This window comes from uncultured Pseudokineococcus sp. (assembly GCF_947495735.1).
In the GTDB taxonomy this organism is placed as follows: domain Bacteria; phylum Actinomycetota; class Actinomycetes; order Actinomycetales; family Quadrisphaeraceae; genus Pseudokineococcus.
In genome coordinates this window covers 1-18836 of sequence record NZ_CANMAA010000008.1, presented here as the reverse complement: position 1 = coordinate 18836, position 18836 = coordinate 1, and the positions used below count along the sequence as shown (strand labels likewise).

At 74.5% G+C, this 18836-nt stretch carries 26 protein-coding genes; 11 read left to right on the top strand and 15 right to left on the bottom strand.

Going from position 1 to position 18836, the window contains the following annotated elements; all coding sequences use genetic code 11:
• Positions 1 to 28: 28 nt before the first annotated feature.
• The 3 genes from Q0848_RS11900 to arsB all read right to left on the bottom strand — a co-directional run bounded on the left by Q0848_RS11900 (position 29) and on the right by arsB (position 2219).
• Complete coding sequence (locus Q0848_RS11900; RefSeq protein WP_299037811.1) at positions 29 to 502, bottom strand: hypothetical protein; 474 nt, start codon at positions 500 to 502, stop codon at positions 29 to 31.
• Between the two features lie 179 nt (positions 503 to 681).
• Entirely contained in the window at positions 682 to 1092 is a 411-nt protein-coding gene (locus Q0848_RS11895) for an arsenate reductase ArsC (protein WP_299037810.1), read from the bottom strand.
• Positions 1089 to 2219: an ACR3 family arsenite efflux transporter gene (gene arsB / locus Q0848_RS11890; protein WP_299037808.1), complete on the bottom strand. Its 1131-nt coding sequence runs from the start codon at positions 2217 to 2219 to the stop codon at positions 1089 to 1091. The genes Q0848_RS11895 and arsB overlap by 4 nt, the downstream gene beginning before the upstream one ends.
• A 115-nt stretch (positions 2220 to 2334) precedes the next feature.
• Here arsB and Q0848_RS11885 point away from each other — a divergent pair, with 115 nt between their 5' ends.
• The gene (locus tag Q0848_RS11885; protein WP_299037806.1) at positions 2335 to 2712 is read left to right on the top strand and encodes a helix-turn-helix transcriptional regulator; all 378 of its coding nucleotides are present in this window, start codon (positions 2335 to 2337) and stop codon (positions 2710 to 2712) included.
• 54 nt (positions 2713 to 2766) lie between these two features.
• Here Q0848_RS11885 and Q0848_RS11880 read toward each other — a convergent pair whose 3' ends face one another.
• On the bottom strand, positions 2767 to 3297 hold the full coding sequence (locus Q0848_RS11880; RefSeq protein ID WP_299037804.1) for a GNAT family N-acetyltransferase: 531 nt from the start codon (positions 3295 to 3297) through the stop codon (positions 2767 to 2769).
• Between the two features lie 162 nt (positions 3298 to 3459).
• Positions 3460 to 4332 carry a GGDEF domain-containing protein gene (locus Q0848_RS11875; RefSeq protein WP_299037802.1) on the bottom strand — a complete coding sequence of 291 codons (873 nt, stop codon included), beginning with the start codon at positions 4330 to 4332 and terminating at the stop codon, positions 3460 to 3462.
• A 202-nt stretch (positions 4333 to 4534) separates the two neighbouring features.
• Between Q0848_RS11875 and Q0848_RS11870 the strand changes: the two genes are divergently transcribed.
• The gene (locus Q0848_RS11870) at positions 4535 to 6340 is read left to right on the top strand and encodes a GAF domain-containing SpoIIE family protein phosphatase (RefSeq protein ID WP_299037801.1); all 1806 of its coding nucleotides are present in this window, start codon (positions 4535 to 4537) and stop codon (positions 6338 to 6340) included.
• Between the two features lie 52 nt (positions 6341 to 6392).
• On the opposite strand, the gene Q0848_RS11865 is transcribed toward Q0848_RS11870, so the two are convergent.
• On the bottom strand, positions 6393 to 7700 hold the full coding sequence (locus Q0848_RS11865) for an arabinan endo-1,5-alpha-L-arabinosidase (RefSeq protein ID WP_299037799.1): 1308 nt from the start codon (positions 7698 to 7700) through the stop codon (positions 6393 to 6395).
• A 207-nt stretch (positions 7701 to 7907) separates the two neighbouring features.
• Here Q0848_RS11865 and Q0848_RS11860 point away from each other — a divergent pair, with 207 nt between their 5' ends.
• The 4 genes from Q0848_RS11860 to Q0848_RS11845 all read left to right on the top strand — a co-directional run bounded on the left by Q0848_RS11860 (position 7908) and on the right by Q0848_RS11845 (position 11606).
• Complete coding sequence (locus tag Q0848_RS11860; RefSeq protein ID WP_299037797.1) at positions 7908 to 9095, top strand: Gfo/Idh/MocA family protein; 1188 nt, start codon at positions 7908 to 7910, stop codon at positions 9093 to 9095.
• Positions 9088 to 9786, top strand: coding sequence for a ThuA domain-containing protein (locus Q0848_RS11855; RefSeq protein WP_299037795.1), 699 nt, complete (start codon positions 9088 to 9090; stop codon positions 9784 to 9786). Before Q0848_RS11860 ends, Q0848_RS11855 begins: the two co-directional genes overlap by 8 nt.
• 438 nt (positions 9787 to 10224) lie before the next feature.
• Complete coding sequence (locus tag Q0848_RS11850; RefSeq protein ID WP_299037793.1) at positions 10225 to 10785, top strand: RNA polymerase sigma factor; 561 nt, start codon at positions 10225 to 10227, stop codon at positions 10783 to 10785.
• Positions 10782 to 11606 (top strand): hypothetical protein, encoded by an 825-nt coding sequence (locus tag Q0848_RS11845; RefSeq protein WP_299037791.1) that lies wholly within the window; start codon positions 10782 to 10784, stop codon positions 11604 to 11606. The genes Q0848_RS11850 and Q0848_RS11845 overlap by 4 nt, the downstream gene beginning before the upstream one ends.
• 149 nt (positions 11607 to 11755) lie before the next feature.
• On the opposite strand, the gene Q0848_RS11840 is transcribed toward Q0848_RS11845, so the two are convergent.
• Positions 11756 to 12349, bottom strand: a complete 594-nt coding sequence (locus Q0848_RS11840) for a TetR/AcrR family transcriptional regulator (RefSeq protein WP_299037789.1) — start codon at positions 12347 to 12349, stop codon at positions 11756 to 11758.
• A 100-nt stretch (positions 12350 to 12449) separates the two neighbouring features.
• Here Q0848_RS11840 and Q0848_RS11835 point away from each other — a divergent pair, with 100 nt between their 5' ends.
• Positions 12450 to 13199 carry an SDR family oxidoreductase gene (locus Q0848_RS11835; RefSeq protein ID WP_366146574.1) on the top strand — a complete coding sequence of 250 codons (750 nt, stop codon included), beginning with the start codon at positions 12450 to 12452 and terminating at the stop codon, positions 13197 to 13199.
• 352 nt (positions 13200 to 13551) lie between these two features.
• On the opposite strand, the gene Q0848_RS11830 is transcribed toward Q0848_RS11835, so the two are convergent.
• From Q0848_RS11830 to Q0848_RS11810, 5 genes are all read right to left on the bottom strand, one after another.
• Entirely contained in the window at positions 13552 to 13863 is a 312-nt protein-coding gene (locus tag Q0848_RS11830) for a type II toxin-antitoxin system PemK/MazF family toxin (RefSeq protein WP_299037785.1), read from the bottom strand.
• Positions 13853 to 14086 carry a hypothetical protein gene (locus Q0848_RS11825; protein ID WP_299037783.1) on the bottom strand — a complete coding sequence of 78 codons (234 nt, stop codon included), beginning with the start codon at positions 14084 to 14086 and terminating at the stop codon, positions 13853 to 13855. Before Q0848_RS11825 ends, Q0848_RS11830 begins: the two co-directional genes overlap by 11 nt.
• Before the next feature lie 81 nt (positions 14087 to 14167).
• The gene (locus Q0848_RS11820; protein ID WP_299037781.1) at positions 14168 to 14332 is read right to left on the bottom strand and encodes a hypothetical protein; all 165 of its coding nucleotides are present in this window, start codon (positions 14330 to 14332) and stop codon (positions 14168 to 14170) included.
• A gap of 69 nt (positions 14333 to 14401) precedes the next feature.
• A complete protein-coding gene (locus Q0848_RS11815; RefSeq protein ID WP_299037779.1) occupies positions 14402 to 15013 on the bottom strand; it encodes a Clp protease N-terminal domain-containing protein in 612 nt (203 codons plus the stop codon).
• Entirely contained in the window at positions 15000 to 15242 is a 243-nt protein-coding gene (locus tag Q0848_RS11810) for a helix-turn-helix domain-containing protein (RefSeq protein WP_299037777.1), read from the bottom strand. The genes Q0848_RS11815 and Q0848_RS11810 overlap by 14 nt, the downstream gene beginning before the upstream one ends.
• Before the next feature lie 215 nt (positions 15243 to 15457).
• On the opposite strand from Q0848_RS11810, the gene Q0848_RS11805 reads away from it, so the two are divergent.
• Together Q0848_RS11805 and Q0848_RS11800 are read left to right on the top strand one after the other, a co-directional pair.
• A complete protein-coding gene (locus tag Q0848_RS11805) occupies positions 15458 to 15688 on the top strand; it encodes a DUF433 domain-containing protein (protein ID WP_299037776.1) in 231 nt (76 codons plus the stop codon).
• Positions 15685 to 16044, top strand: a complete 360-nt coding sequence (locus tag Q0848_RS11800; protein WP_299037774.1) for a DUF5615 family PIN-like protein — start codon at positions 15685 to 15687, stop codon at positions 16042 to 16044. The genes Q0848_RS11805 and Q0848_RS11800 overlap by 4 nt, the downstream gene beginning before the upstream one ends.
• A gap of 137 nt (positions 16045 to 16181) precedes the next feature.
• On the opposite strand, the gene Q0848_RS11795 is transcribed toward Q0848_RS11800, so the two are convergent.
• A complete protein-coding gene (locus Q0848_RS11795) occupies positions 16182 to 16592 on the bottom strand; it encodes a RidA family protein (protein WP_299037771.1) in 411 nt (136 codons plus the stop codon).
• Positions 16593 to 16687: 95 nt separating this feature from the next.
• On the opposite strand from Q0848_RS11795, the gene Q0848_RS11790 reads away from it, so the two are divergent.
• Positions 16688 to 17068 (top strand): helix-turn-helix domain-containing protein, encoded by a 381-nt coding sequence (locus Q0848_RS11790; protein ID WP_299037769.1) that lies wholly within the window; start codon positions 16688 to 16690, stop codon positions 17066 to 17068.
• A gap of 213 nt (positions 17069 to 17281) precedes the next feature.
• A complete protein-coding gene (locus tag Q0848_RS11785) occupies positions 17282 to 17746 on the top strand; it encodes an SRPBCC domain-containing protein (RefSeq protein ID WP_299037768.1) in 465 nt (154 codons plus the stop codon).
• Between the two features lie 136 nt (positions 17747 to 17882).
• Here Q0848_RS11785 and Q0848_RS11780 read toward each other — a convergent pair whose 3' ends face one another.
• Together Q0848_RS11780 and Q0848_RS11775 are read right to left on the bottom strand one after the other, a co-directional pair.
• Positions 17883 to 18155 (bottom strand): ribbon-helix-helix domain-containing protein, encoded by a 273-nt coding sequence (locus tag Q0848_RS11780; protein WP_299037766.1) that lies wholly within the window; start codon positions 18153 to 18155, stop codon positions 17883 to 17885.
• Complete coding sequence (locus tag Q0848_RS11775; RefSeq protein ID WP_299037764.1) at positions 18152 to 18454, bottom strand: hypothetical protein; 303 nt, start codon at positions 18452 to 18454, stop codon at positions 18152 to 18154. Before Q0848_RS11775 ends, Q0848_RS11780 begins: the two co-directional genes overlap by 4 nt.
• Positions 18455 to 18836 lie beyond the last annotated feature (382 nt).

The following is an 18836-nucleotide window of genomic DNA, read 5'->3' as shown; positions in this document are numbered from 1 at the left end:
TGCTCCCGCCGCCGGGGACCTGGTCGGGTCAGACCCGCTCGACCGCGCGGGCCGTCACGGCGGTGACCAGGCCGTAGGCGAGGTGGGGGACGACGTCGCTGGCCCAGCTGCTCGCGGGCCACGTGCGCGGGTCGGTGACCCCCAGGGCGGTCATGGGCACGTTGCCGCCGAGCATCGCGAGCAGGCCGCTGACGGCCGTGCCGCCGAGGAGGCCGGGGCGGTGGCCGAGGCCGCGCAGGGCGCCGTAGACCGCGCCGGCGGCCAGCCCCGCACCGATGCCCGTCAGGGCGCCCAGGCCGCTGGTGCGGGCGCTGCGAGCGTCGTCGTCCCCGGGGATCGCGACGCCGGTGCGCTCGCTGATCGCCTCGACGGTCTGCTCGGGGGTGCTGCTGGCGCCGCGCCCCTGGACCACCATGTCGAGGTACGTCACGGTGTTGAGCGCGGTGGTGCCGGCGGCGCCGGCGAGCAGGCCGCCGACCAGATGTCGTCCGAAGTGCCCCATGGTGTCCTCCAACGATCGGTGTCGCGCGGGCGTGAGCCCGGCGCGAGGTCGATCTAGCGTCTCCCCCACGGGGACTCGTCGCACCCGGGCTCCGGGACGCCACCCGTCCGTGGCCCCGACCGCCGTCCCGCCCGTCGTCAGGGGCGGCCGTCAGGGGCGGCCGGCGTCCCCGTCCGTCGTCAGGACCGGTCGGGCAGCAGGTCGGCGAGCAGCGCCTCGACGCGGCGGCGGATCTCGTCGCGGATCGGCCGGACGGCCTCCAGGCCCTGGCCGGCCGGGTCCTCGAGCGCCCAGTCCTCGTAGCGCTTGCCCGGGAAGATCGGGCAGGCGTCGCCGCAGCCCATGGTGATGACGGCGTCGGAGGCCCGCACGGCCTCGGTCGTGAGCACCTTCGGCTGCTCGGCGGTGAGGTCGATGCCGACCTCGGCCATGGCCTCGACGGCGGTCGGGTTGATCTGCTCGGCCGGCATCGACCCCGCCGAGCGCACCTCGACGGCGCCGCCGGACAGGGCGGCGGTGAAGCCGGCGGCCATCTGGCTGCGGCCGGCGTTGTGGACGCAGACGTACAGGACGCTGGGGCGCTCGCTCATCGGGTGGCTCCTCGGGGGTCGGTGGGGGCGGGGGCCGTCGGGTCGCCGGGGAAGAAGCGCCGCCCGGCCCAGAGGGCGACGTACACGAGGCCGACGAGCACGGGCACCTCGATCAGCGGGCCCACGACGCCGGCGAGCGCCTGGCCCGAGGTGACGCCGAACGTGCCGATGGCCACGGCGATGGCGAGCTCGAAGTTGTTGCCGCTGGCCGTGAACGCGAGCGTCGACGTCTTCGCGTAGCCGAGGCCCAGGCGCATGCCGAGCAGGAACGAGCCGCCGAACATCAGCACGAAGTAGGCCAGCAGCGGCAGCGCGATGCGCGCGACGTCGAGGGGGGAGGACGTGATGGCCTCGCCCTGCAGCGCGAAGAGCATGACGATCGTGAACAGCAGGCCGTAGAGGGCCACCGGCCCGATGCGCGGCAGGAAGCGCGACTCGTACCACTCGCGGCCGCGGGCCCGCTCGCCCAGCGTGCGGGTCAGGAACCCCGCCACCAGCGGGATGCCGAGGAAGACCAGCACCGAGACGAGGATCGCGCCGACGGAGAAGTCCGCGGACGCCGTCGGAAGGCCCAGCCAGCCGGGCAGGACCTCGAGGTAGAACCAGCCGAGGCCGGCGAAGGCGACCACCTGGAAGACCGAGTTGATCGCCACGAGCACCGCGGCGGCCTCGCGGTCGCCGCAGGACAGGTCGTTCCAGATCAGCACCATCGCGATGCAGCGGGCGAGCCCGACGATGACCAGGCCGGTCCGGAACTCCGGGGAGTCCGGAAGCATCACCCAGGCGAGGGCGAACATCAGCGCCGGGCCGACGACCCAGTTGAGGACCAGCGAGGCGACGACCAGCCGGCGGTCGCCGGTGACGCGGCCGGTCTCGGAGTACCGGACCTTCGCAAGCACCGGGTACATCATCAGCAGCAGCCCGATCGCGATCGGCAGGCTGACGTCGCCGACCGTGATCGCCTCGAGGGCGTCGTCGAGGCCGGGCACGAACCGGCCGAGCAGCAGGCCGGCGGCCATGGCCAGCACGATCCACACGGGCAGGAAGCGGTCGAGCACCGACAGGCGCTGCAGGACCGGCGCGTCCGGGGGCGCGGGTCGGGCGGTCTCGGAGACGGCGTCGCTCACGGGGTCCTCCGCGGTCGGGGCAGCCGTCGGGTGATCGACCACCGTCGATGCTGCCCGGCGCCTCGGGGGTCCGTCAACATCGACAGTCGTCGATGTCGCGACGTAGCCTCCGGCGATGAGCACGACGACGGCCCCCGCGCCGGCCCGCGACGTCGCGGGCTGCTGCCGCACGCCCGTCACCGCCGCACCCCTGCCCGCCGCGGCGGCGGGGGAGCTCGCGCGGACCCTCAAGGCCCTCGCGGACCCCGCCCGGCTGCGGCTGCTCTCCCTCATCGCCTCGACCGACGAGGCGGAGGCGTGCGTCTGCGACCTCACCGAGCCGGTGGGGCTGAGCCAGCCGACGGTCAGCCACCACCTCAAGACGCTCGTCGACGCCGGGCTGCTCACGCGCGAGCGCCGCGGCTCCTGGGCGTTCTACGCCCTCGTGCCGGGCGCCCTCGACGCCGTCGCCGACGCCCTGCGCAGCAGCGGCGGGTCGGGCCCGCGGCGCTGATCCGGGGTCCGCAGGACCCCGACCTGCGGCCGCCTCGGCCCTGACCGCGAGCCCTCACCCCCGGGGCCGGCCCGGCTCACCCCGGTCGAGCGGGAGCTCGAAGCCGACGTGCGAGCGCTCGAAGCCGAGCCGCTCGTAGAAGCGGTGGGCGTCCACGCGCCGCGCGTCGGTCGTCAGCTGCAGGAGGGCGCAGCCGCGGCGGCGGGCCTCGTCGGCGGCCCAGGTGACCAGCGCGCTGCCCAGCCCGGACGAGCGGTGCGCCGCGGCGACCCGCACGCCCTCGACCTGCGCCCGCAGAGCCCCCCGGCGCGACAGGCCCGGCAGGACGGTCAGCTGCAGCGTGCCCGCCACCTCGCCGTCGACCTCGGCGACGACGAGCAGGTGCGCCGGGTCGGCGTCGACCGCTGCGAACGCCCGCTCGTACGGGGCCAGGTCGTGAGGGGCCGGGTCGCCGGACTCCCTGGTCGCCCCGAGCACGTCGTCGGCCAGCAGGGCCACCAGCGCGGGGACGTCGTCGCTCACGGCGCGGCGCACGCGCCCCGGGCCGCGGCGCGTCCCGAGCTCCGCCGGCAGGTCGCTGTCCACCCCGCCAGCATGCCGCGCTCCCCCGGCGCGGCCGGGGTGCTCGGCGCGGCGGGGTGGTAGCGGCGCGGCCGGGGTGCTCGGCGCGGCCGGGGTGCTCGGCGCGGCGGGGTGCTCGGCGCGGCGGGGTGCTCGGCGCGGCGGGGTGCTCGGCGCGGGGGGTCCTCAGCGCGGCTCGGGCACCCGGCGCGCCCGCCGCCGCTGGCTCTTGATGCCGTACATGTGCCGGTCCGCGGCGGCCAGCAGGCGCTCGCCGTCCGCGCCGGGGTGCCCCAGGGCGGCGCCGACGCTCGCGCCGAGCAGCACGGACCCGTGCGGGGTCACGTAGGGCAGCCCCAGCGCGTCGTCGACGGCGCACCTCGTCGTGGAGAGGCGCGCGGCGTCCGCCCCCGGGAGCACGACGACGAACTCGTCCCCGCCGAGCCGGCCGACGACGTCGTCGGGGCCGACCAGGGCGAGCAGCCGCTCGGCGACCTGGCGCAGCAGGTGGTCGCCGACGTCGTGGCCGTGCGTGTCGTTGGCCGCCTTGAAGCGGTCGAGGTCGCAGAACAGCACGCCCGTCCCGCCGGGTGCCGGCGCGCCCGTCGAACCGGGCACCGGCGCGGCCAGCGCGACGGACAGCGCCGCCATGAGCGCCGTCCGGTTGCGCAGGCCCGTGAGGGGGTCGCTCGCCGCCGCCTCGCGCAGGCGCGCCTCCTCGCGGCGCCGCTCGGTCACGTCGACCCCGACGCAGGCGATGCCCAGGGCCCGGCCGTCCTCGCCCCGCAGGACGCTGTTGACCATCGAGACCTGGCGGACGCCGCCCCAGCGGTCCAGCCAGCCGCCCTCCTGGGGGTCGGCCGTGCCGGTGCGGACGGCGTCGTCGACGAACTCCCGCGCCAGCTCGAGCTCGTGCGGCACGACGAGCACGTCGAAGAAGCTGCGGCCCACGACCTCCTCGGCGCACCACCCCGTGGACCGCTCGAGCGCCGGGTTCCACAGCAGGATCCGCCCGTCGGCGCCGATGACGCACACGAGCGCGGGGGTGCTCGTGACCACGGCCCCCTCCAGACCCGTCCCCCCGGGCCCCGAGCGGGGGGCGGCCGCCGGATCGGTGGTGCGCGGCACCGGGGTCTCCACGTCCATGGGGTAGCCCTCGGCGCGGCCCGCGGCACGATCCACCACAGCCTGCACCGGTCACCGGTGCGGGTGCGGCCGGACGGGTGACGGCGCCCGGAGGCGGGCAGGGCATGATCCTCGGGTGAGCGACCGGGCAGGAGCGGGCCTGCCCGAGAGCACCCCCCTGCCGGCGACCGCCGACGCGGCCTTCGACCGCTACGCCCGGCTCGTGCGCGCGCAGCTCGGCGTGCCGACCGCACTGGTCTCCCTCGTCTCGCGCGCAGGTCAGGTGCTCCCCGGGGCGCTCGGCCTGCCGGAGCCCTGGCAGGAGCGGCGCTCGACCCCGCTGACGCACTCGGTGTGCCAGCACGTGGTGCGGACGCGGGCGCCGCTCGCCGTGCGCGACGTCCGGGAGGTGGCCGAGCTCGCCGGCTCGCTCGCCGTGGACGACCTCGGCGTCGTCGCGTACGCCGGCTACCCGCTGCGGGACGCGGACGGGACCGTCGTGGGCTCCCTGTGCGCCATCGACGACCGACCGCGGTCCTGGGACGAGCGCGACCTCCAGGTGCTCGCCGACCTGGCGGACTCGTGCTCCTCGGAGCTGGCGCTGCGCCAGCTGCGCGACCGCTCCGGGAGCGCGCTGGAGGTCTCCGAGGTCGGGCGGCGCCGGGCCGACGCGGCCGACCTGCACTCGCGCCTCCTGCTCGGCCTCTCCGAGGGCCTGGCGCGCACCTCCTCGCCCGGTGACGTCGTCCGCGCCGTCGCCCCGCTCGCGCGCGCCGGGCTCGGCACGACCACCGCGGACCTGCACCTGCTCGACGCCGGACGGAGCCGGATCGTCGCCGTCTGCCCCGACGTCCCGGGGGAGACCGCGACGACCGAGCGTCGCCTGGACCTCCAGGACGCCGTCGCCTGGGCCGTCAGGCGCCGCGCCGCCGTCGTGGCGGACGACCGCGAGGCCCTCTTCGCGAGCTACCCGACCACCGAGATGTGCGCGGCGGCCGCGACGGGCGCCGTCCTCGTGCTGCCGCTGGAGGTCGGGGACCGGGTGCTGGGTGCGCTGGTGCTCACCTGGTCCGAGGCCGGCGGGCTCGACGACGCGACGCGCGACGTCGTGGCGGCCATGACGAGCTACACGGCCCAGGCCGTCGCCCGGGCGCAGCTGCTCGCGGAGCAGCGCTCGACGGCTCGGGTGCTGCAGGAGGCGATGCTCACCGAGCTGCCGCAGCCCGAGCGGCTCCACCTCGTCGCCCGCTACGTGCCCGCGGCCGACGGCGCGGAGGTCGGCGGCGACTGGTACGACGCCGTCGTCATGCCCGACGGGGCCACGAACCTCGTCATCGGCGACGTCGTGGGGCACGACATGCGCGCGGCGGCGTCCATGGGGCAGCTGCGCTCGCTGCTGCGGAGCATGGCGTGGGCCCACAGCCAGCCGCCGAGCCACGTCCTCGAGCGCGTCGACGAGGCCATGCCGGGGCTGCACGTCACCTGCCTCGCGACCTGCGTCCTCGCGCGCGTCGAGCAGTCCTCCGAGGACGCCGCGGCGGGGCTGCGGCGGCTGCGGTGGTCCAGCGCGGGCCACCCGCCGCCGGTCCTGCTCGAGCCCGACGGCTCCGCCCGCCTGCTCGAGGGCGCCAGCGACCTGATGCTGGGCGTGCGCGCCGGCACCGCCCGCCGCGACCACGAGGCGCTCCTGCACGAGGGCTCGACCCTGCTCCTGTACACCGACGGCCTCGTCGAGCGCCGCGACCGCCCCGTGCGCACGGGGATGGAGGACCTGCGGCGGGCGGTGGAGCGCCACGGCCACCTGCCGCTGCAGGCGCTGACCGACGCGCTGCTGGCCGACATGGTCGGCGGCCACGGGGGCGACGACGTCGCGCTGCTCGCCGTGCGCGCCCACCCGCAGGGCCGGCCCCGCCCGCCCGAGGCCGGCCCGGGCCACCGCTGACCGGCGCCCGCCCGGTCCCGCACCTGGGCGCGGGACCGGGCGGGTGAGTGCGTCAGCCCTCGTCGGGGCCGAGCGGGAAGACGGGCCAGCCGTCCTCCCACTCGACCTCGCGGACCTGCATGCGGATCGTCCCGCCGGTCGAGGCGTCGTAGTAGTGGTGCACGCCGTACAGCAGCCCGCGGTCCTCGAGGACGTCGAGCGCCCCGGTGCCGACCTGGTCCCCGCGGCTCTCGATCAGGACCGTGCCGCCGCCCTCCAGCATCGGGACGCCGTCGCGGTCGACGAAGGGCCCGGTCGGGGAGTCGGAGCGCCCCACGACCGTCTTGTACGTGCTGCTCACGCCCTGGCAGCAGAAGTCCCACGCCGCCGTCAGGTACCAGTACCGGCCGTGCTGGAAGACCTGCGGGTTCTCGATGGGGTTGGGCGGGTCCTCCGGGTGGCGGGCGATGTTCTCGACCGGCCCGACGGGCTCCGTCATGTCCTCGAGGTCGGTCACCTGCAGGCCGGTCCAGAACGAGCCGAAGGCCAGCTGCCACTGCCCGTCGTCGCCCTCGTAGACCATCGGGTCGATGGCGTTGTACGGGTCGCCGGGGGCGCTGGTGAAGATCGGGCCGCTGTCGACCCAGCTGTCGAGGTCGCCCGGCGTCCGCGTGCTGGCGTGGCCGATGCCCGAGCGGTTCGACCCGAAGGACGAGGCGCTGTAGTAGAGGTGGAAGACGCCGTCGCGCTCGACGACGTGCGGCGCCCACAGGTGGCCGACGCCGTAGTCGAGGGTCCACGCCGGCAGCTCGATCTCGCCGAGCGACTCCCAGGGGCCGGCCAGCGAGCCGACGGACCGGCGGGCGAACACGCCGCCCGGGTCGTCGGCGTTCGCGATGCCCGTGGAGAAGACGTAGTAGGTGCCGTCGTCCTCGAAGAGCGTCGGGTCGTGCACCGGGTCGTCGACCACCCCGGCGACGTAGTCGCCCGCGGCGCCGGTCATCTCGAGCTTCCCGCGGGGCGGCTGCTCGCCCGCCGCGGTGCCGATGTCGGAGCGCGCGGCGGCGGAGCGGATCGCCCCGATCTCGCGCGGGGAGATGACGCCGTCGCGGCGCAGGTCGGAGAGCTCGGCGGTGACGTGCCGCTGGAAGGACGGGCGGTCGGCCCAGCCCCCCTCGACCTGCAGCGCGTCGGAGATCCGGGCGCCGCTCTCGAGCACGCGGTCGGGGACGCCGGTGTCGACGCCGTCGACCACGACGGTCGGGTCCTCGGACGGCGCCGGGGGCGCCGCGCCGACGGCTGCGCCCGCTGGCGCGAGCAGGGCGGTGGCGGCCAGCGCGACGGCGAAGGACCGGCGGACGGTGCGGCGGGGATGGCTCACGAGCGCTCCTCAGGTCGTCTACATCGTTGTAAACCGGTCCTAGGGTGCAACTCGCGCGGGTGCCGGGTCAAGCCGTCGCGCGGGGCGCGAGCGGCGCGGGCCCCGGGGCGGGGCACGATGGCCCCGAGAGCGAGACCTACGTCCGGGCCACCTCGGTGGTCGCCACCGGAGCGCTGCACCGCAGCAGCGCACCCTCGGGAGGCTGCGATGGCGGAGCACCACGGGCGCGGCAGGCGCCTCGGCGACGGCGACGGCGCCGCGCCGCTGCGCGTCGGGGTCGTCGGCGCCGGCTTCATCAGCGCCCAGTACTCGGCGACCCTCCACCGGCTGCCGCAGCTGCGGGTCACGGCCGTCGCGGACGCCGTGCCCGAGCGCGCCGACGCCCTCGCCGCCGAGCACGAGGGGGCGCGCGCGCTCCCGCTCGCGGGCCTGCTCGCCGCGGACGACGTCGACGTCGTGCTCAACCTGACGCTGCCCGCCGGGCACGCCGACGTCACGGCGCGGGCCCTGGGCGCCGGGAAGCACGTCCACAGCGAGAAGCCGCTCGCGACGACGCTCTCGGACGGCGAGGAGGTGCTGCGCGCCGCGGCGGACGCCGGCCTGCGCGTCGGCTGCGCGCCGGACACGGTGCTGGGGACGGGCGTCCAGACCGCCAGGGCGGTGCTCGACGCCGGCGAGATCGGCGTGCCGTTCGCCACCACGGCCGTCATGGCGACGCCGGGCCACGAGCGCTGGCACCCGCAGCCCGACTTCTACTACCAGCCGGGAGGAGGCCCGCTCCAGGACATGGGGCCCTACCACCTCAGCGCGCTGGTGCACCTGCTCGGCCCCGTGGCGCGCGTGACGGGCGCTTCGACGCGCCCGCGCCCGCGCCGGGTCATCGGCTCCGGGCCGCGGGAGGGCGAGCGCGTCGAGGTCGGCGTCGACACGCACGTCACCGGGGTGCTCGAGCACAGCTCGGGCGCGGTGAGCACGCTCGTCATGAGCTTCGACACCTGGGCCTCCCGCGTGCCGCCCGTGGAGGTGCACGGGACGCAGGGCTCGCTCTCGGTCCCGGACCCGAACTACTTCGAGGGCGCCGTCGAGGTCGCCCGGGCGGCCGAGCAGCCGCTGCGGGGCGCGCGCTGGGAGGACGTCGGCGTCCGCGCCGGGTACCTCGGCGCGGGCCGCGGCACGGGTCTGGCCGACCTGGCGCTCGCGCTGCGGGCGGGCGCGCCCCACCGCGCCTCCCTCGACCTGGCGCTGCACGTCGTCGACGTCATGGCCTCGCTCGAGCGGGCCGCGGCCAGCGGCAGCGGCGTGGCCACCACGACGACGTGCGAGCGGCCGCCCGCGGTCGACGGCCTGGTCGACCTGGCGTCCCCCGGCGCCCGGGAGGGAGGCGGCCGTGGCTGACCGGAGCGCGCTCGTCGTCCGCGGCGGCTGGGAGGGCCACCACCCCGTCGAGGCGACCGACCTGTTCATCCCCCACCTGGAGGCGAACGGCTTCTCGGTGCGGGTCGTGGAGGACTCCACGGCGGTCTACGCCGAGGCCGACTACATGGCCGGCGTCGACCTCGTCCTGCAGTGCATGACGATGACCAGCATCGAGAGCCGCGAGCTCGAGGGCCTGCGCTCCGCCGTCGCCGCCGGGACGGGCCTGGCGGGCTGGCACGGCGGCATCGCCGACTCCTACCGCGCGTCCTCGGACTACCTGCACCTCGTCGGCGGCCAGTTCGCCTGCCACCCCGGCAAGCCGGAGGCCGAGCGCGAGGGAGGGCCGGCGGACGACTACGTGCCCTACCGCGTCGAGATGCTCCCCGCCGCGGCGGACCACCCCGTCACCGCCGGCCTCGGCGGCTTCGACCTCGTCACGGAGCAGTACTGGGTGCTCACCGACGACTACGTCGACGTGCTGGCCACGACGACGCAGGCGGTCCGCCCGGGGGATCCCTGGCACCGACCCGTGACGTCGCCCGCGGTCTGGACCCGCCGGTGGGGCGAGGGCCGCGTCCTCGTCTGCACCCCCGGCCACGACCCGGACGTGCTGCGCACGCCGCAGGTGCGCACGATCGTCGAGCGCGGGCTCCTCTGGGCGGCCCGGTGACGCCGCAGCCGATGTCGAGTCTCATCCGACGTGCCGTCTTCTCACGATCGTGTCGGCGACGTGTCGACTTCTCATCCGACCTGTCGGCAGACCGCCGCTCTGGCGGTGCTGGCGCACCCACCGCCGGCCGGTGAGGTGCGGCGCGCCTGCGTGTCGACTCGCGGGCGCACGGCGTGCGCTGATCGCGGTCGTGGAGCACCTCGAGTACGCCGTCCGCCGCGCGCGGCCGCGGTCAGGAGCGGGGCACGGCGCTCTCGTCGACGAGCTGCTCGCGCAGGGTCGCGGTGCGCTCGACGACGTGGAAGGTCACCGAGCGGTCGCCCAGGCGGAACCACCCGAGCTCGTGGTGGACCTCTGCCCTGGTGTCCCAGCGCCCGTACCCGCGACGACCTCAGGTGGCCGCGACACACTCGAGGCTGATCCGGACATGAGCCCGGCATGAGCCCGCTACCGACCCGAGAGCAGCGCTTCGAGCTGCTCTACGACGAGCTGCGTCCGCAGCTGCTGCGATTCGCGCGCCGCAGAGCCGGCTCCGAGGCCGCCGAGGACGTCGTCGCCGACACCTTCCTGGTGGTCTGGCGGCGCCTGGAGGAGGTCCCCTCAGGGCTGGACGATGCCCGCGCCTGGGTCTACGGCATCACCCGCCACGCCCTGCTGAACCAGCGACGCGGCCTCGGGCGCCGCCGCGCCCTGGGACTGCGCCTGATGACCGAGGACGAGGTCGCCGCCCAAGGGGGGCACGACGACATCGAGGACGTCCTCGACCGGGTCGACCTCGCCAGGGCCTGGCGTCGACTGTCCGAAGGGCACCAGGAGGTGCTCGGGCTCGCCGTCATCGAGGGGCTCGACGCGCCCGGCGCCGCGCGTGTCCTGGACATCTCACCGGTGGCCTTCCGCCTGCGCCTGTCCCGTGCCCGCCGGGCGCTGAGGCTGCACCTGCACCACCAGCCGTCCGCAGCACCTGCCGCGACCAGGACCACCGCGAGGAGCACCCCATGACCGGCACACGTGACCTCGACGCCACCCTCAAGAGCCTGGATCGCACGACCGCCGACGCCGCCGACGACGGCACCCGCGCCGCCGCCGACCTCAAGCGCATCCTCGCCACGGACCCGACCACGACGCCGCAGCAGACAGGCCTCCCCCAGCGCCCTCGTGCCCGCACCGCACGGCGAGTCGGCGTCGCCGGCGGTCTCGTGGCGGCCGCGACGACCGGCCTGCTGGTACTGCCCCCACTCCTCGGCGAGAGCTCTGCCTTCGCGAGCTGGACCGCCTACCCGACGGGCCTCTCGCCGGAGCAGACCGCAACGGCCGAAGGCGACTGCCGCGACCTCCTGGCGGAGAACGCCCCCTCCATCGGCGGCCTGCGGGGCGCCGACGTCGCCATCGCCGAACGCCGGGGCGACTGGACACAGGTGGTCCTGACCGGCGCGGACGGCTTCCTCGCCAGCTGCCTGTCGACCGCGCCGGCGGCGGACAGCTTCTCCGCGGGCACTGGTGAGGGACGCCCTCTCCCCAGCCCCGACGAGCTCACCATCCGAAGCGCCGGCACCGCCACCCTCGACGCCGGGGACGTCTCCGAGCTCACGGGGCTCGCCGGTGACGACGTGGCCGGCGTCACCTACCCGAGCGAGGACCACGGCGACGTCGTCGCGACCGTCAGCTCAGGCGCGTGGGCACTCTGGTTCCCCGGCGACGAGCTCGAGGACGCCGCAGACCCAGACGGCATCGAGGTCGAGGTCACCTACCGCGATGGGTCGACCGCGACCATCACGCTCCTCGGCGAGTGCAATCGGGGAATGACGGACCAGCTCTGCTGATCGGCTCGGCCTCCAGCCGGCAGCCCTCTCGGGCGTCCTGCGCACGATCGTCAGCTGGGACGGACGGTCAGGCCGTCCAGCAGCAGCTCGATGGACGCCGTGAAGCCATCGGGCGTCTGGTGGGCCACCCGACGAGGCAGCCGTTCGCGCTATCGAGACGAACGCGGCAGGCCGGCCAGAGCCGTCTCCGCGATACCCCGCAGGGTGCTCTCCTCAGCCCCTGCCTTGCCCAGAGCCTCCAGGCCGCGGTGCACGGTCAGCAGCAGCCCGGCGAGCTGCTGCGCATCGGCGGCCGGGTCGATGTCGCCGTTGCGCTGGCACGCCTCCAGGTCAGCGGCGATGGCCCGCTGGATCCCTTCGAGAGCCTCCAGAGAGCGAGCCGCGACCACCTCGTCGTGCCCAGCCAGCTCGGCCGTGCCCTTGGCCAGCAGGCAGCCGCGGTGGCTGGGCTCGGCGCAAGCAGTCGCGTGGGCCAGCAGGTAGGCGGCGAGCCGCTCGAACGCCTGCTCGTCGTCCCCACCCAGCTGGCGGCTCACCGAGCAGATCGCCGCGCTGCAGTGGTCGTCGAACACCCGGTGGAAGAGCTCGCGCTTGCCGCCGAACGCCCCGTACAGGCTGCCCTTGCCCAGGCCGGTGGCCGAGGCGATCGCGTCCATGCTGGTGCCGGCGAAGCCGGTCGTCCAGAACTGATCACGCGCTGCGGTCAGCACGTCCACCTCGTCGAACTCCCTCGGCCGCGCCACCCCGGCAGCGTAGGCGTTCTTGACCGCACCGTCCAGATGACCCTAGGTTGTGGACGCTTCATTCCAGAACGGGACTTCGGCGAGAGCGAGTGACCAGGCGATGAGTGGGCTTCTGGACGACAAGGTGGCAGTGGTCACCGGCGGGACGAGCGGGATCGGGTTGGCCATCGCCCGGCGCTTCGTCGCCGAGGGTGCGCAGGTCTTCGTGACCGGCCGACGGCAGGCTCAGATCGACGCGGCGGTCGCCGAGCTCGGGCCGCGGGCCGTCGGGGTGCGCTGCGACGTGGGGAAGCTGGCCGATCTCGACGCCCTCTACGAAGTCGTCGCCCGGCAGTCGGGCCGCATCGACGTCCTGGTGGCCAACGCGGGCGGCGCGGTGCCGGCCGTGCTCGGGGACATCACCGAGGAGCAGTTCGACGCCATGTTCGCCACGAACGTGAAGGGCGCGGTGTTCGGGGTGCAGAAGGCGATGCCCCTCCTCTCGCAGGGGGCTTGGGTGATCCTCGTCGGGTCGAGCACCTCCACGCGTCCCGACCGCGGCCTGGAGGTCTACGGCGCGACGAAGGCGGCTCTGCGCAACTTCGCCCGCAGCTGGACGCTGAACGCGCGAGAGAACGGTTTCCGGGTCAACGTGCTGAGCCCGGGGCCGATCCGGACCCCCGGCCTGCTCGGCGTCGTCCCCGAGGACCAGCAGGACGACTTCGTGGAGATGTTCGAGACGGTGCTGCCGGCGGGGCGGCTCGGCGACCCCGACGAGGTCGCGTCGGCGGCCCTGCTCCTGGCCTCGGACACCGCCACGTACGTCAACGGCGCCGAGTGGTTCATCGACGGCGGCTACACGAGCATCTGATCAGCACGACCGAGCCCGACGGCGCGGGCGAGGTCTGCCTCACTCGCCCGCGCCGTCCTCGTCGACCACCACGTTCGGCGGTCCCGTTCCCTGACGGGCGTTCTCGCGGGCTCGAGGTCAGGCCCCCCGTCTCGAAGGCGCCCCTGCACTCGAACAAGATCACCCGCCGGCAGGCCGACGGTCACACAGGAGACGGCTACGGCCACAGGGTGATAGCCATGGCGCTTCCTCGAGCGGATACGCCCGCGAAGGCGCGGAGGCGCGTGCGACCCCGCTTCAGCGGCGACTGCTCACCTGCCTCGGCGCGGCTCACCCGACCGTCCAGCAGCCGATCGCCTGCCGGGCCGGTGGCCTACAGGCTGAGGACGATTCGCAGGGCAGCGTCGACTCGCCGCATCTCCTCGAGGGACAGTGCGCCGGCCGCGGCTCCGAGTCGCTCCGGGTCGATGGCCGCGGTCTGCTCGGCGAGGACGAGGGTGGTACGGCCGTCCACCTCGACCTCTGGCCGGAAGGACGCGGAGCGGGCTGATGTCGAGGTCGGCGCGACCAGCCACGTCGACAGGGGCAGCTCGTCGGACTGGACGACGACGGCGAAGCGCGCGCCCGACTGCTCGTGGCTCCGGGTGCCGCGGGGTGACCTGAGGCGGTAGACGTCACCACGCACGCAGGGTCTCCATGTCGCGCAGCACCTGCGCGGCCTCGGCGCGGTCGTGCTCGTCGGCAGCCAGGGCTGTCGCCTCGGCGCGCAGTCGTTGCGCCGCGGCGTTGCGTGCGGCGTCGATCAGCGCCGAGCGCACGGCGGAAGAGACCGCGGTGCCGTCAGCGGTGAGAGCGGCGAGGGCGCGGCGGGCGTCCTCGTCGGGACGGAAGGTGATCGTCTCGGCCATGGCTCCAGCGTCCCACAGGACGTAAGACAACGCGTACCGGTCGGGGGTCGTTGACTGGCGCACCGATCCGGGCGGTACGCCTCAGCCCCAGGTGCGGTGGTCCAGGACGAGGCGGTACCCGTCGGGGTCGGCGACGGTGGTGCCCCACTGCTCCCGGCAGGGGTTGCGCGCGATGACGCGGGTGCCGCCTGCTGCGACCAGGCGCTCGAGCAGCTGCTCGTCGGCGGGAGCGCCGAGATGGAGCACGAGCGGGTCCTCCTCGGCCCGGTCGGCGTCCTGCAGTCGATCCGTCAGCGGTGGCGCGGCTGCGACGACTCAGCTGGCGACGTCGAGTCGGCGGAAGAGTCGTTGGAACCCCCGGTTGACGACGCCGGGACGCGCCCGTTCCGGCCAGGGCGGCGTCGGGGCGCCGTCGACGACCAGGGCGCCGAGCAGTGCGTCGCGCAGGTGGTCGGCGTCGACGTCCATCGCGGCGAGCAGTCGGCTGACCCGCGTGGTCGGTTCCAGGACCGTCATCCACGCGACCGCCGAGGTCACCTTCCGCTCCCGTGGGAGCGCGCCGGACTTCCGCAGCTGGTGCAGCTTCAGCGACGCCGCCTCCAGCGCGGCCTGCAGGTCGTTGGTGTGGCTCCCCGACATCAGCAGGTGGCTGGCCGAGGGCGCACCTGCGGAGGCGAGCACACGGTCGGGGTCGATCCCGAGCTGGTGCAGGTAGGGCAGGTCGTCGAGGCCGCGCTCGATCGCCTGGCGCACCGAGTGCTCGCTCAGCGCCGGCGCCGCTCGGACAGCCGGGTCCACGAGGGGGCCGCGTGCGATGAGCAGCCCGAGGAGCAGGTGCTCGGTGCCCATGGCTCGACGGCCCGCCAGCTCGGCTTCGCGCCCGCCGGCGGTCATGGCTTCGGAGAAGGTCTCGTCATAGAAGAGCATCGCTGTCCCCTCGTCGCGGCCGCTCCGCGCGGCCGTGCTTCTTGTGGACGGTCTGGCGAGTGACCTGCAGCTCGGCCGCGATGTCGGCCCAGGACAGTCCCTGGTCGCGGGCAGCCCGGACATGCAGGGCCTCGAGTCGTTCAGCCAGCCTCCGCAGGGCCAGCGCCGTTCGCAGTCCCTCACGAGGCTCGGCCTGGGTGGCCGTCGCCGTGACGTCGCCCAGGTCCATACCGTCAGCCTGGACTGACAAGTCCTCGAGCGTCAACCTGATCTGACAACTCAGTACCCGCCCAGCCGACGAAGTGACCGATAGCCGACCGACTGCTGGTAGTCCCGGAGCGTCCTCGCACCGAGGTCGGCAGCAGCACGAAGCTGCTTGACGACGACGGTGACGCCCCTTCGCGGTAGCGCCTCGCGGAGTCGCCCAGCGGTACCGTCGTCGTCGTGTCCAGGCTGCAGCGGATCACCACCGACCCCCACGTGTGCCACGGCCAGCCGACCGTGCGCGGCCTGCGCTACCCCGTGCAGACGCTGCTGGAGCTGCTGGGCTCGGGGATGACCTTCGAGGAGGTCCTCCAGGACCACCCCGACCTGGAGCGAGAAGACCTGCTCGCGGTGCTCGAGTTCGCCGCGCTGGCCGTCGGGGGCCAGCGCGTGAGTCTCGGCGCGGCGTGAGGCTGCTGCTCGACGCGCAGCTGCCGATACGTCTGGCGCGAGCACTCAGCACCGCCGGGCATGACGTGGTGCACACCAGCGACCTGCCCCGCGGCAACGCCAGCACCGACCGCGAGGTCCGTGAGGCTGCCGACCAGCAGAACCGGGTCGCGGTCACCAAGGACCGCGACTTCCGCGACAGCCACCTGCTCCAAGGCTCGCCGCGGCGGCTGCTGCTCGTGGTCACCGGCAACACCACGGATGCCGCCCTGCTCGCGCTGTTCGAGACCTACGGCACAGCCATGGCAGCAGCGCTGCAGGAGTCAGACTTCGTCGAGGTCGGCCCTGACGCACTGGTGCAGCACCCGCGACTCTGAGCCGGCCGCTGTCACCACCGTCCGACAGCCCCTGCCCCGCGTCATGGTCCTCGGCGGCGGCACCGCGGCACCCTCCCGTGAAGAACCGTTGACCGGTCAGCGTCCCGCAGCCGATCATCAGCTGGGACGCGGGCTGGTCAGTCGAGGACTGCCGTGGCCTCGAGCTCGACGAGGACGTCGGGTTCGAACAGGATCGTGACGCCGATCAGGGACGCGGGCGGCATCGGCGTCGGCAGTCCCACCTCCTCGGCCACGGCCTCGACCCCGGCCATGAAGGCACCCATCTGCTCGGGCTCCCACCCTGCGACGTAGAAGGTGAGCCTGACGACGTCGTCGTACGTGGCCCCGCCCGCAGCCAGGCCTCGGGCGGTAGCGAGCAGGACGTGGGCCACCTGCCCGGCGAGGTCGCCAGCGGCGACGGGCTGACCGTCGGGCGTCCGGGCCACCTGCCCGGCGACGTGGACCTGCCGGGTGCCGGTGGCCACGGCGACGTGGGCGTACGGGACGGGCTGCATCATGCCTTCGGGGGTCAGGCGCTGGACGGCCACGGAGATCTCCTCTGGTCGGGACGGACGCCCCCTTCGTAGTCACCACCGGCAGAGCACTTCAACGAGACCAGGCCACCTCGAGGAGACCAGGTGTCATGACCGATACCGCACCAGCGCACCCCGGTGCCCTCCACGTCGACCTCCCCCACCGCGAGCTGCTCGACCAGGTCCTGGACACCTGGTCCCTCGGCGTCCTCGCCGAACTGTGCGAGCGGCCGTGCCGCTTCGACGAGCTGCGCCGCGCTATCCCCGCGGTCACGCAGAAGTCGCTCACCGCGACGCTGCGCCGGCTCGAGCGCAACGGCGTCGTCCAGCGGGAGGTGATCAGCACCCGTCCGGTCGCCGTGCAGTACCGCATCACCCCGCTCGGCAAGACGCTGCGCGAGCCCGTCGACGCGCTGCTGGCATGGGCGCAGGTGCAGATGCCCCGCATCCAGGAGGCGCGGCGCGCCTATGACGACGCCCACGAGGACTGAGGTCACGACCGCTGCACGAGGACCCGCCAACCGCCCCGTGGCGCTGAGGGCACCGTCCCGCCAACCGCCCCCCTGCCGGCGAAACTGCGCCCCTCGGCGGCGGCGCCGCCGCTCCCCCGCCGCCGTCCACTCGGGATCGGCATCCGGCACGCTCCTCGAGCCCATCGCTGGCCGGACGCGGCACGGGCGACGGGCCCGCCCTACCGTGCCGTGATGGCCGACGTCCCAGCGCTGACCGCTTCCGTCACCGTCCCGAGCCCGCCGCACGAGACCTTCTCGAGGTTCACCGACGGGTTCGGCTCCTGGTGGCCGGCCGAGTTCACCTGGTCCCAGCCCGCTCTCCTGGAGTCCATCGGCATGGACTGCCGCCCCGGCGGACTGCTCACCGAGACCGGCCCCCACGGCTTCCGCATCGACTGGGGCCGCATCCAGCGCTGGGACCCGCCGACGTCGCTGTCCTTCACGTGGCAGATCTCCGCCGACCGGAGCCCGGTCCCCGATCCCGCCCAGGCCAGCACCGTCACCGTCTGCTTCACCGCCGAGGACGGCGGCACGACCATCGCGGTCACCCACGACGACTGGGAGCGCCACGGCGAGGGCGCCGCTGCCTACCGAGACCAGTTCGCCGAGGCCTGGCCGATGGCGCTGGAGCGCTTCCGGCAGCAGCACGAAGGGTGACCGAAGCCCGACGTTCCCCCACCCGACTTGGTCTAGAGGCTCTCCCCGTCCCGGCGGCGAGGACAGCGTCGCGACTTGACGCCGCCGCGTGTGAGGAGCGCTCTGCGTCCGCCGGGGATCGCCAGTCGGCAGGCTTTCAGGCGCCGGGTCGGGTGAGTTCGTGCTCCACGGCCCGGCGGATCCAGTTCGACAAGGACCTGTCGTCCGCCGCGGCGCGTTGGCGCACCTGCTCCAGCAGGTCCTCGGGGAAGCGCACAGGCACCGGGTCGCTCAGCTTGGCGGTGCCGCCTCGTCGGCGGCGGACCGGCGGTCCCTGGGGGGTCTGGTTGTGCGGGTCGGCGTAGAAGGCGTTCTCCTGCTCGGGCGTCATCGGGGCCGTCGCCGCGGGCTCCTGGTCGTGGGTGCTCATCGGTCCTCCCGGTAGCGGCGTGCGAGGTGGGCGGCTGCCTCGTAGCAGCCGATGGGTCGGCAGCGGCGATGGTCGCCGGAGCGCGATGGCGCGAGCGGCACGGTGAGCACTCGCCCGGCGACCTCGGCCACCATCAGCCAGTGCGCCGGTGGGGTGGCCGGGTAGAACAACGGGTCGCTCGCCCACGCCTCTTCGACGTCCTCGAGGCCCAGGCCCGGGTGCTTGAAGAGGTGGGCGACCTGGCCGTCGACCTCGAAGGGCTCGTCGTCGTCGAGAACGTCGACGTCGAACCGCTCCACGCGGTGAGCGTATTACGACCGACTACGGCTGGCTAGGGTGTCGACGACCGGGACCCGTTCCGTATGCCGACCGCGTGGCGGCACGGTCGCGGCCGCCGGAGGGCGGCGCTGCCTCTCCCCCAGTGGTTGTGCCACATCGGATCGCTGGCCGGACAGCGTCCCGCTGTCGATCCCCAACCGGAGAGGGGCACCCCCTGAGGGAGCTGCCAACCCGACCGCTCCACCGGTGCCGCGGACACCGTGACCATCAACGCGCGCCCTCCCGTAGTAGATGATCGAAGCCGGCGATGAGGGGGCACCCATGACTGGACTGACCCCCAAAAGTTGGACACCGCAAGGCAGCGTCCAACCTCCCAGGAGTTCAGCCATGTACCGGAACAGC